Source organism: Salinivibrio sp. IB868, from assembly GCF_001995655.1.
GTDB lineage: Bacteria > Pseudomonadota > Gammaproteobacteria > Enterobacterales > Vibrionaceae > Salinivibrio > Salinivibrio siamensis.
Genome location: NZ_MUEW01000017.1, coordinates 14,568 through 26,056 on the forward strand (window position 1 = coordinate 14,568; position 11,489 = coordinate 26,056).

General features: G+C 52.3%; 10 protein-coding genes. 5 read left to right on the plus strand and 5 right to left on the minus strand.

From position 1 onward, the window contains the following. The first annotated feature begins 117 nt into the window (after positions 1 to 117). The gene (gene typA, locus BZG20_RS14845; RefSeq protein WP_046074444.1) at positions 118 to 1,944 is read left to right on the plus strand and encodes a translational GTPase TypA; all 1,827 of its coding nucleotides are present in this window, start codon (positions 118 to 120) and stop codon (positions 1,942 to 1,944) included. Between the two features lie 67 nt (positions 1,945 to 2,011). Here the strand turns inward: typA and BZG20_RS14850 are convergent, their stop codons facing one another. Then, complete coding sequence (locus BZG20_RS14850) at positions 2,012 to 2,665, minus strand: DUF2959 family protein (RefSeq protein ID WP_077579494.1); 654 nt, start codon at positions 2,663 to 2,665, stop codon at positions 2,012 to 2,014. A 52-nt stretch (positions 2,666 to 2,717) separates the two neighbouring features. On the opposite strand from BZG20_RS14850, the gene BZG20_RS14855 reads away from it, so the two are divergent. The 3 genes from BZG20_RS14855 to BZG20_RS14865 are packed head-to-tail and all read left to right on the plus strand — an operon-like array spanning position 2,718 to position 5,064. Continuing rightward, the gene (locus BZG20_RS14855) at positions 2,718 to 3,686 is read left to right on the plus strand and encodes a virulence factor BrkB family protein (protein WP_077579495.1); all 969 of its coding nucleotides are present in this window, start codon (positions 2,718 to 2,720) and stop codon (positions 3,684 to 3,686) included. Beyond that, positions 3,658 to 4,092, plus strand: a complete 435-nt coding sequence (gene dtd, locus BZG20_RS14860) for a D-aminoacyl-tRNA deacylase (protein ID WP_046074442.1) — start codon at positions 3,658 to 3,660, stop codon at positions 4,090 to 4,092. Before BZG20_RS14855 ends, dtd begins: the two co-directional genes overlap by 29 nt. A 27-nt stretch (positions 4,093 to 4,119) precedes the next feature. Next, complete coding sequence (locus tag BZG20_RS14865; RefSeq protein WP_046074441.1) at positions 4,120 to 5,064, plus strand: bifunctional GNAT family N-acetyltransferase/hotdog fold thioesterase; 945 nt, start codon at positions 4,120 to 4,122, stop codon at positions 5,062 to 5,064. Here the strand turns inward: BZG20_RS14865 and BZG20_RS14870 are convergent. From BZG20_RS14870 to hslR, 4 genes are all read right to left on the minus strand, one after another. Then, complete coding sequence (locus BZG20_RS14870) at positions 5,061 to 6,905, minus strand: AsmA family protein (protein ID WP_077579496.1); 1,845 nt, start codon at positions 6,903 to 6,905, stop codon at positions 5,061 to 5,063. The genes BZG20_RS14865 and BZG20_RS14870 overlap by 4 nt on opposite strands. A gap of 128 nt (positions 6,906 to 7,033) precedes the next feature. Beyond that, positions 7,034 to 8,662: a phosphoenolpyruvate carboxykinase (ATP) gene (gene pckA / locus BZG20_RS14875; RefSeq protein WP_046074439.1), complete on the minus strand. Its 1,629-nt coding sequence runs from the start codon at positions 8,660 to 8,662 to the stop codon at positions 7,034 to 7,036. A gap of 322 nt (positions 8,663 to 8,984) precedes the next feature. Further along, the gene (gene hslO, locus BZG20_RS14880) at positions 8,985 to 9,860 is read right to left on the minus strand and encodes an Hsp33 family molecular chaperone HslO (RefSeq protein ID WP_046074438.1); all 876 of its coding nucleotides are present in this window, start codon (positions 9,858 to 9,860) and stop codon (positions 8,985 to 8,987) included. 34 nt (positions 9,861 to 9,894) lie between these two features. After that, positions 9,895 to 10,299, minus strand: a complete 405-nt coding sequence (gene hslR / locus BZG20_RS14885; protein ID WP_101494489.1) for a ribosome-associated heat shock protein Hsp15 — start codon at positions 10,297 to 10,299, stop codon at positions 9,895 to 9,897. A 226-nt stretch (positions 10,300 to 10,525) separates the two neighbouring features. Here hslR and gspC point away from each other — a divergent pair, with 226 nt between their 5' ends. Further along, entirely contained in the window at positions 10,526 to 11,452 is a 927-nt protein-coding gene (gene gspC, locus BZG20_RS14890) for a type II secretion system protein GspC (RefSeq protein ID WP_077579498.1), read from the plus strand. Positions 11,453 to 11,489: the final 37 nt, after the last annotated feature.

Genomic DNA, 11,489 nt, shown 5'->3' on the forward strand with positions numbered 1-11,489 from the left:
TTGCGACAAAATCTGGTACATTACGGCCGTTTTTTTAATCAGGTGGCGGTGCCGTCGTGTTAGCATAGCTCGCCAACTTCGGCGCGCGCCCCGTCTATCGAGTGAAAAAGAGAGTCCATGACCAAAATACAGACAGATAAACTAAGAAATATCGCCATTATTGCCCACGTTGACCACGGTAAAACCACGCTAGTGGATAAGCTGCTGCAGCAATCCGGTACGCTGGCTTCCCGCGGTGAGGTGGAAGAGCGTGTCATGGACTCAAACGACATTGAGAAAGAACGTGGCATTACCATCTTGGCCAAGAACACTGCCATTAACTGGAATGACTACCGCATCAACATCGTTGATACCCCAGGACACGCCGACTTTGGTGGTGAGGTTGAGCGTATCATGTCGATGGTTGACTCCGTACTACTGGTCGTCGATGCGGTAGACGGCCCGATGCCGCAAACCCGTTTTGTGACCCAAAAAGCCTTTGCCCATGGTTTGAAACCGATTGTGGTGATCAACAAGATTGACCGCCCTGGGGCGCGTCCTGACTGGGTGATGGATCAAGTCTTTGACTTGTTTGACACTCTCGGTGCGTCGGATGAGCAATTGGATTTCCAAGTGGTTTACGCGTCAGCCCTTAACGGCTGGGCGAGCCTAGAAGAAACCACAGAAGGCGAGGATATGGAGCCGCTGTTCAACGCGATCGTTGATAACGTTGATGCACCGGATGTCGATATCACCACGCCGCTGCAAATGCAGGTGTCTCAGCTGGATTATAACTCTTATGTGGGTGTGATCGGCGTGGGTCGTATTACACGTGGCTCGGTTAAGCCGAACCAGCAAGTCACGATTGTGAGTGCAGATGGCAGCAAGCGTAACGGTAAAGTCGGCAGTGTTTTGGGCTACATGGGCCTAGAGCGTCATGACGTTGATGAAGCCTCTGCGGGCGATATTATTGCCATTACGGGATTGGGTGAGCTGAAAATCTCAGACACGATTTGCGATCCAAGTAATGTGGAAGCCTTGCCTGCACTGACGGTGGATGAGCCCACTGTGACCATGACCTTCCAGGTGAATACCTCGCCGTTTGCAGGTCTCGAAGGTAAATACGTTACGTCACGTAATATCCTTGAGCGTCTGCAAAAAGAGCTGGTCCACAATGTGGCACTGCGCGTGGAAGAGACCGATAACCCAGATAAATTCCGCGTGTCTGGCCGTGGTGAACTCCATCTGTCTATTTTGATCGAAAACATGCGTCGCGAAGGCTTTGAGCTGGCGGTATCGCGCCCAGAAGTGATCATCAAAGAAGAAAACGGCGAGAAATTCGAACCGTTTGAGACAGTGACCATTGACGTGCTCGAAGAGCATCAAGGTGGCGTGATGGAAAGCATCGGTCTGCGTAAAGGCGAGCTGACGAACATGCTTCCAGATGGTAAAGGCCGTGTACGCATGGACTTTGTGATGCCATCACGTGGTCTGATTGGTTTCCAAACAGAGTTTTTAACACTGACCTCTGGCTCGGGGCTGATTTATCATACCTTTGACCATTACGGTAAGTACAAAGGTGGCGATATTGGCCAGCGCATTAATGGTGTGTTGATCTCAAATGCGGCAGGTAAAGCACTGACTTACGCACTGTTTAACTTGCAAGACCGCGGACGCTTGTTTGCCGAGCACGGTGACGAAGTATACGAAGGTCAGGTGATTGGTATTCATAATCGTGCCAACGATCTGACCGTTAACTGCTTGAAAGGTAAGCAGCTGACCAACGTTCGTGCATCAGGTACCGATGACGCGCAGGTATTGAGCCCAGCGATCAAGTACACCTTGGAGCAGGCGCTTGAGTTTATCGATGATGATGAACTGGTTGAAGCGACGCCGGAGAGCATTCGTATCCGTAAGAAGCTATTGACCGAAACCGAGCGTAAGCGCGCAGGTCGTAAAGGTTAATCACGCGGGCATCACCGCGCGATGTGGACAAAGGGCACCCTCGGGTGCCTTTTTTATTGGCTAGCGTTTAATTGAGGGTTTGGATAAAGCGATTTGACGCTTGGATTGCGCGTTGCATGTCAGCGACTGCGCGGTCTATCTCGCCAGAGAGCGCATCTAACTCGCCTTGTAATGCACCAATCGCGCGGGCATTGAGGTTGTGTTTGAGATAAAGGCGGTTATCTTGCAAGGTGTTCAGTACCGGTGTCATGGTTTGTTCGGCACGACGCATGGCATCACGTAATCGCTCGTATTCCTCACGAGTCTGGCGTAAGCGCTGTTCACTATCACGCTGTAGGCGTCGATTCGTGTACAAATCTAATTCTTCTTCCCACTCATCAAACAGCGCGTCAGAGACAGATTCAAGGGCGTCGATGCGTTCACGCACGCGGGTGACGGCATCATGGCTTTGCTGGTACTGACTATCGACTGCCTCATAGGCGGCTTGTAGCTCTCCCCCCTCAAACTCAGTGAGCTGGCTTAAAGCTTGTCGTGCGTCTTTAAATTTTGACTGCGCCGCTTGCTGCGCATCAGCGGCGTCTTCCACTCTGTCGACCATGATATCGCGTTTATGGATGCCCACTTGCTCCATCGCCGAGTAATAGGCAGACTGACAGCCGGTGAGTAGGGTTAAACAGGTCGCAAGCATAAAGATAACCCGCACAGGCAACTCCTTAATCATAAATCATGTACACTCATTACGCTTAAGGCTAACACAAGGTTAAGGTGGAAGGATGCGCAAAATTGGGATCCTGGATGAGAAGAGGTGGTGTCATTATCGTCATTGGTTGATGGCGATGCTGACCCATTTATGGCGGCGTATGGGCGAAGATCGGCTCACGGTGAGTGCGGGCCATATGGCGTATGTGACCCTATTATCTTTGGTCCCCTTGGTGACCGTGGTTTTATCCGCCTTTTCGAGTTTTCCTGGTTTTTCAGAGGTGGGTGAGACGTTACAGCAGTTTGTGATTAACAACTTTGTGCCGGCTGCTGGCGAGGTGGTGGCACGCTACCTCAATGAGTTTGTTGCTAATGCCGGTAAAATGACGGCAGTGGGGGTGAGTTTCTTGTTTGTGGTGGCCATCATGCTGATTTCCGCCATCGACAAAAGCCTGAATCACACCTTTAAAATTCAGACCAAGCGACCCACAATGATCGCCTTTTCCATCTATTGGATGGTGCTCACCTTAGGGCCAATCCTTATTGGCACCAGTATTGCGTTGAGCTCCTATTTAACCTCGCTGTCGTTATTACAAAGCGGGATTGCCAATGATTTGTTTACCACCTTATTGCGCGTTTTGCCCTTTATCCTGACCACATTGACCTTCATGGGGCTTTATACGTTGGTCCCCAATACGCGCGTGCGTCTGCGCCATGCCTTTGCCGGGGCGGCGGTGGCGAGTATCCTGTTTGAATTAAGCAAGAAAGTCTTCGCCCTCTATGTGACGCACTTTCCCTCGTATCAACTGATTTATGGCGCGTTGGCGGTGATACCCATTCTCTTTGTCTGGGTGTATTTTAGTTGGTGTATCGTCTTGTTTGGTGCCCAAGTGACGGCGACGCTGAGAGAGTCTGAACGTTGGTGGCCGCGCGCGGAGGGCGACGCTTCTCATTTTGGGTCGAGCGCTCTGGATGCGTCATCTCCCCCTTTAACCATTGAAAAAGAGGAAACCCATGATCGCCCTCATTCAACGCGTGAGTGAAGCCAATGTGACCGTAGAAGGCACTCGCGTCGGCTGTATAGGAAAAGGCTTGGTCGTGCTGCTAGGTGTCGAGAAAGGCGACACCGAGACTCAGGCAGCCAAGCTGGCGCATAAAGTGCGCGGTTATCGCGTCTTTGAAGATGACGAAGGAAAAATGAATCTCAATGTGTCACAGGCAGGGGGATCGTTACTGGTGGTCTCTCAGTTCACCCTCGCGGCTGACACGAAAAAAGGAATGCGTCCAAGTTTTTCAGGGGCCTCACCCGCCGAAGCGGAACGCCTGTATGAGGTGTTTTGCCATGATTGCCAACAGGCTGGCGTGAAGACGCAAACCGGTCAGTTTGCTGCAGATATGAAGGTGAGCTTGGTCAATGATGGGCCGGTGACTTTCTGGCTTCAGGTATAAATGTGCGCCTAACAGGGAGAGATAGGCATGTTTAAAATCGTCACGCCACGCACAGAGCAAGAGCTTGCGCGTTATTATGACTTTCGCTATCGCATGTTGCGCGAGCCTTGGCATGCGCCGCGCGGCTCAGAGCGCGATGCCTACGATGGCAATGCCTGTCATCGCATGATTGTCGATAGTGATGATGACCCCGTCGCCATCGGGCGTCTTTACTTAACCCCAGACAACGATGGTCAGATCCGTTATATGGCGGTCTCTCCCGATTTTCGTAATCGTGGCCTCGGGGCGCTAATATTAATGGCACTAGAGTCATTGGCCCGGCAAGAGGGGGCCAAGCGTCTTGTGTGCAGTGCGCGAGAAGAGGCGGTAAGCTTTTATGCTCAACATGACTTCATTCGTCAGGGGGATCTCAGTGATGAGCGCGGGCCGATTCGTCATCAACAGATGGTGAAACCCTTAGACCCTTTGTCTGATGTGGTACGTCATCCTGAGTGGTGTACCGAGCTGCAGCAGCGCTGGCAAGAACAAATCCCTATCAGCGATAAAATGGGGGTGCAGATCAGCCAATTCACCGGCTATCACTTTGAAGTGTGTGCCAATTTAAATGCCAATTTGAACCCGCGTCACACCATGTTTGCGGGCAGCATTTTTAGTCTTGCCACGCTCGCGGGTTGGGGAATGGTGTGGCTGTTAATGAAAGAGCGTCAACTCAGTGCGGATATTGTCCTCGCAGACAGCCACATTCGTTATCGTCGCCCGGTGGCGGAGCGGCCAAGGGCGAGTGTATCGCTGGATAACTTGAGCGGTGAGCTTGATAGGCTGGAAAACGGTCGTCGGGCGCGTGTCACGCTCGAAGTCGAGTTTTTTAGTGGCGACGATAAGGCCGGAGTGTTTACCGGCACGTATGTGTTGCTGCCATCAGACGATGGCGCCACCGCACAGCCTGCCCCTCAGTTGGCACTACTGCGTTAACGTACACTTGGGGTGGCGGTTTGATAAATCGGCCAATCAATCGACACGGATGTGTCCCCCTGAAGAATACCCGTGATATGGCCACGGTCGGCTTTTAGAGAAAGTTGTTCAAACGGGAACGACCGCGACTGACGTTGCTGGGTCGGCGTTTTTTGAAACCACCCAGACATTCGTTCTGGCCAGCCTTTATCTGGCGTGACATCCGCGTGGCCATTCAGCAGGGTAACCGCAAGGGTGCCATTTAACCCCACGTTGAAACTTTCGGTATCAGACGCCAGCCCAGACCATTGCCCTTGAAGATCGTGAAACCCGCTTAAAGGCAGCGGCCAGTCAAACCATGATTGATAAAGGGATAAGGGGACGTGTAGGCCGTCAATTTGGAATGACCATGGTAGGCTCGGCGTGTTGTAATTCCACTGGCCGGAGGCAGCAAGCTGACCATCGGAAAAACCCAGTAATAATTGACGTAGATTGACGAGCCCATCGCTCGCTTCTACGCGTAAGTAGGGTTCAGCCAGCCACTGCTGATTGATGCTGGCATAGCTGGCGCTCGCGGTCAGTGTTCCATGGCGTAATTGCCACTGCGTGTCATGCCGCAGACGCAGATCGCGCCCATCGATATCAATGCCATCCACCTTGACCGGGAACCCTGGCGATAACGCTAACCACTCATTGTGTTTCAGCGACAGATCGGTAATGACGATATGTGGCGGCCAATCTGGCAATGCGCCTATCAGCGGCCTAAGCCGTTCGCGGCTGAGGGTGAGGCCATTGGCGCGTAGCCTGTCTATCTGCCAAGCTTGGGGCGAAAATTGGCCGGAAAGCGCGATAAACCCTTCATGCCACTGGCTGGTGAATTGATTGACTATCCACGTATCACCGCGACGCTCCAGCTCCCCTAACGGTTGCTCCCACGTTTGCCCTTGCCAACGGATATAGTCGGCATTAAACGAGGCGCGTAGCTGAGGTTGATGCCACCAAGGCGACTGAGGGGTAAACGCTAATTGTTCCGCTGAAAAGGTCAGGGCATTGACCGACAGATGATCCGTTTCGGCACTGAGTTGACGGACGTCCGCTCGAGCGATGGTGACCTGGGTGTTTGACGGCCAATGTGACAAGGCTTCGCGGAGCCGCTGTTGTGTTTGCTCACTATCCACAATGGCATTGCTAATGGTCAATTGGCTCAAGGCGAGTGCACCAGGTTGCCATTGCCCTTGGGCGCTAAAGGCAGCACGTTGCCATTGAAATGAGACGCCATTAAGTTGCCAGCCTTTTGGCGAGGGTTGGGCATCTAGGAGGGCATCAGAGACCGTTAGGTCGTGCCAATCGATCTGTTTGGCTTCCCATTGTGCGCGACCACGAACCGATCCCCATGGTGAGTCGCCCTTTTGCCACTTATCAAGCTGGGCACTCACTTGGTGCGCTTGCCAATCTCGTCCAATGAGATTTAGGTCGTTGAACAAGATACGACCGATTTTCAGGGACGCAGGCAACATCTCTAGGCTAGGTGGTGGCGTGCGGCCCGTCAGATCGATAGACAGGCCATCAATCCGCAGCCAGTGAATGTGTGGCAATCGCGTAGCATCAAGTTGTACGCGCAGCCGGTCGGCCTGCCAGTGTTGCGGACCGACGTGATAGTTAGGCTTGGTGAGGGTCAAACTCAGTGGCTGACGCCAATGATAGACCACCTGTTTGGCGGAGAGATCGCCCGGCAGCAAAGGTGACACGACATGATGAAACAGCGCGGTGCTGTAGCGCGTGTGAAAGAGGACTGCTAACACCAATAATGCGGTGACACAGAGAATGAAAAAGCTGGCGAACAGTTTGGCCAGGATGCGCATGAACCAACCCTATCAAGGCAATCAGTAGCAATAAGACTGGCGCAAAAGTGTCGTCACTTCAACTATTAGCCAGTATCTCGGTCGGGGAAGAGGCCCCCATATCGCACGCGCGATACGGGGGTAGGGGGTTAGTCTAGCTTAGGTCCGGCTGAGACCAGCGCGGCTCCTTCGGGGGTGTCGGTATATTTTTCAAAGTTATCGATAAAGCGTTGTGCCAGATCGTTGGCTTTGCTTTCCCACTGAAGAGGATCGACATAGGTGTCACGCGGGTCAAGAATGCCGTCGCTCACTTCGTCGAGTGAGACGGGCACTTCCAAATTAAAGATTGGAATTGACTTGGTCTCCGCTTTTTCGATGGAGCCATCTAAAATCGCATCAATGATCGCACGCGTATCCTTGATGGAGATCCGCTTGCCTGAGCCGTTCCAGCCAGTGTTGACCAAATAGGCTTCCGCGCCGGCGGCTTCCATGCGTTTGACCAACACCTCTGCGTACTTGGTCGGATGCAAGGTCAAGAAAGCGGCACCGAAGGCGGCGGAAAACGCTGGTGTGGGCTCGGTAATACCACGCTCAGTGCCCGCGAGCTTAGCCGTGAAGCCAGATAAAAAGTGGTACTTGGTTTGCTCTGGCGTCAGCTTAGACACCGGGGGCAGCACACCAAAGGCATCCGCCGACAAGAAAATCACCTTGTTGGCATGCCCCCCTTTTGATACCGGCTTAACGATGTTATCGATGTGGTAAATTGGGTAGGAGACACGGGTGTTTTCTGTTTTGGTGTTGTCGTCAAAGTCGATGGTGCCATTGCCACGAACGGTAACGTTTTCCAGCAATGCATCACGGCGAATGGCGTTGTAAATATCGGGTTCTGCTTCTTTCGAGAGCTTGATGGTTTTCGCGTAGCACCCGCCTTCGAAGTTAAACACACCATGGTCGTCCCAGCCGTGTTCATCATCACCAATCAGCTGGCGTTTGGGATCGGTAGAGAGGGTGGTTTTGCCGGTGCCGGATAAACCAAAGAAGATGGCGACATCACCGTCTTTACCCATGTTCGCCGAGCAGTGCATCGAGGCGATATCTTGCAGTGGCAAGAAGTAATTCATCATCGCGAACATGCCTTTTTTCATCTCGCCGCCGTACCAGGTACCGCCGATGAGCTGCATGCGTTCGGTGAGGTTGAATACGGTGAAGTTTTCCGAGTTCAAACCTTGCTCGCGCCATTTGGTATTGACACACTTGGCACCGTTCATCACCACAAAGTCGGGCTCAAAGTCTTTCAGCTCTTCATCGGTTGGGCGGATAAACATGTTTTTCACGAAGTGTGCTTGCCACGCTACCTCGGTGATCACGCGAATACGTAATCGGGTATTTGGGTTGGCGCCACAATAGCCATCAATCACAAACAGGCGCTTGCCTGATAATTGATCAGTGACGAGGGCTTTCAGATCTTTCCATACCGCTTGGTCAATCGGCTTGTTGTCATTTTTACCTTGATCAGACCACCAAATGGTATCGCGGGTGGTATCATCGCGGACGATGTACTTATCTTTTGGTGAGCGGCCGGTAAAAATACCCGTATCTACCGCCACCGCGCCGAGCTCGGTCACCACGCCTTTTTCGTAGCCTTCCAGCCCAGGTTTGGTTTCTTCCTCGAACAGTTGCTCATAAGAGGGGTTACGGATGACTTCTTTGACATTTTCCAGACCATGACGGGAAAGATCGATGTCAGCGACCTCGGGTTCGACGTTCAGGACAGTCATAGGTGCTCCTTGGGGTAAGATGTTGTTAACTGTCTTTGTGCTAGCAACCTGAATATGTGATTTCAGGGACTGACTCCATATAAGACTGCACACTGGGGTTATTTTGATTGTAGGGTACGGACCACCAGGTGCCATGTCATAGACATGGTAACGCTTAGTTAATCGTTTGCGCTACCCAAAGACCTATTATTGTTTGTACAAAAATAATGCGAGAAAAAATGTGAGTTAAGTCGGGTAGGAATAAGAAAAAAGCCAGCATAATGCTGGCTTTTGAACTCCGTCAGGTGGATTTGCTTCGGAGCGCTAAAAATGTAGCACGCTGTTACTGCATTTGTGAGGAAGAATCCGCGTTTTGCTCGAAAATAGCTGCAACATCAACACTATCGAAAGCGTAGTCTGTGCCACAATAATCACAATGCAAATGAATCGTTCCCATTTCAGCCACCATTTTATCCACTTCGCTACGCTCAATAGCGGCGATCGCGCTGGCACTGCGCTCACGTGAGCAGCTGCATTTGAATACCACCTCTTGCGCTGGATACAGCGTGACTTTTTCTTGGTGGTACAAACGATACAGCACATCTTTAGCAGACAGGCTAAATAGCTCTTCGTTTTTAATGGTTTCAGTCAACTGAGCCAGATGCTCGAAGTCGCTGTTGTCGCCTTTGCCATCTGGCAGGATTTGCAGCATCATCCCAGCCGCATGGGGCTTACCGTCGTGCTCACCCGTGCGCAACCAAAGGCGAGTCATCAGTTGCTCGGAACGGGCGAAGTAATCTTCAAGACAGGCTTGTAAGTTGTCAGACTCAAGACCGACAATCCCTTGATAGCGTTCACCATCGACAGGCTCAATGGTGATGATGAGTTGGCCTTTGCCCATCATCTCCGGCAGGGTTGCATCGTCTTTGACTTCGCCCTTGACGCGAGCCGTTCCCCGCAGCTGCTGGTGGTGATCTCCATTAATCACCGCGAGAGAGACAGGCCCATCGCCTTGCAGTTGCACTGTGATTGAGCCGTTAAACTTGAGCGTAGCGGTCAATAAGCTGGTCGCGGCGAGCATCTCTCCCAGCAAGGCATTGACCGGCGCCGGGAAATCTTGGTTTTCCAGTATGCGCTGATAGGTGTCATCGAGCTTGACCAGCTCACCACGAACAGACACATCTTCAAATAGGTAACGGTGTAGTTGATCGTTTGACATGCAATCTCTCTCCGGCAATGGCGCGAATGCGACCTTAATCTATGCCTTGTTTAAATTTACGAATATCTCGGCGTTGCTTTTTATCCGGCCGCCCATCAGGACGTGGGTTGTGTGCATTTAAGCGACGCATTTCTGACTCGTGCTCGCGCTTGGCGAGGCTGCTCTCGGTTTCTTGATACAAGGTTTGCGCGATCGGCGCCCCCTGCCGCTGCTCCGAAAGCGCCATGACAGTGACGGTTTTTTCATCATTGCCTTGGCGAAGGCGGATTTCTGCTCCGACTTCTACCATTTTACTCGGCTTAGCACGTTGGCCATTGTACTGTACTTTGCCCCCGTCAATCATATTGCGCGCAATGGAGCGCGTTTTGTAAAAACGGGCAGCCCATAGCCATTTATCTAACCTGACCGCCGTCAAGGGCGTTGATGCGTGGTTTTTCATCATCCAACTCCTGCGCAATCTGGATCGGCGACATTAGCACAAAATTTACTTTAGAGCAGTATCACAGCATCGCAGTTCCACCTCCCGTCAGGGCAATGACTTCGATAAAATAAAGCCCTATGACTGAAAAAGTCTCACTATCACAAAGCGTTTTTGCTAGCATGCCCAGCTTTTCGTAATCTAATGATGGAATTTGCTGGCAAAAAAAGCCATCAATGGATAAACGGTGACCCAAATTGGTTTAAAAGGAATGATCTCTCAGGCAGGACGCCAACATAATCGCTTCTCTTTTTCGCCACAAACCCTGCGTCGCGCAGCCCCTTGGCTTAATATTGGCTTGGTCTGCGTGCTCGCATGGTTGGCAGGTCGTCTGGTGTGGGCTTTCTATCAACCCGCACCATCGGCTTTTACACCTGTAGTACACGAGGCGGGGACATCGCAGTCATCGACCGCAACCTTGTCGATCGCCCCTGTGATGGATGCCCAGCTTTTCGGGCGTTATCAGGCGTCGAAGGCCCAACGTCGCCAAGCGGTTAGTCAGGTGCCGGAAACCCGGTTGCAATTGACATTGGTGGGCGTGGTTGCCAGTGATCAGCCGTCGCGTGCGCTAGCGGTGATTGCCAATCGCGGTCAACAGGCGACCTATGGGGTGGGTGAGCAGGTGAAAGGCACCCAAGTTAGCATCGAACAGGTGTTGCCTGATCGGGTGATTTTGCGCCAGGGGACACGTCGAGAGGCACTGCTGATGCCGGGTGTTGAGGCTAATAGTACCCCGCAAACCGTCTTTTCACCGTCAAAAGGGAAGGTGACGCCCCCAAAGTCCGCTCCCCATGAGACAGCCAGCGCTGACTGGCCGGCCAATCTTGCGCAGCAGCTTAATCAAAACCCCCAGCGTCTCCTTGATTATGTGCAGCTCGCGCAAGTGGGTGATGCCAAGGCGCTGAAAGGCTTTCGTCTCACCCCAGGAAAAAATCCGGTGTTGTTTGAACAATCTGGGTTGCAGTCCGGGGACATCGCGATTGCGATTAATGGCCTCAAACTCAGTCGTTCAGTGGCACTGCCCGACATTCTCAGTCGCATTCAACAACAGGGCACGCTTGATCTGGTCGTCGAGCGGCAAGGACAGCAACATGACATTTCGATTCAATTATAAATTACAACCACCGCTGCGCGCGGCAGTAGGAGCGTGA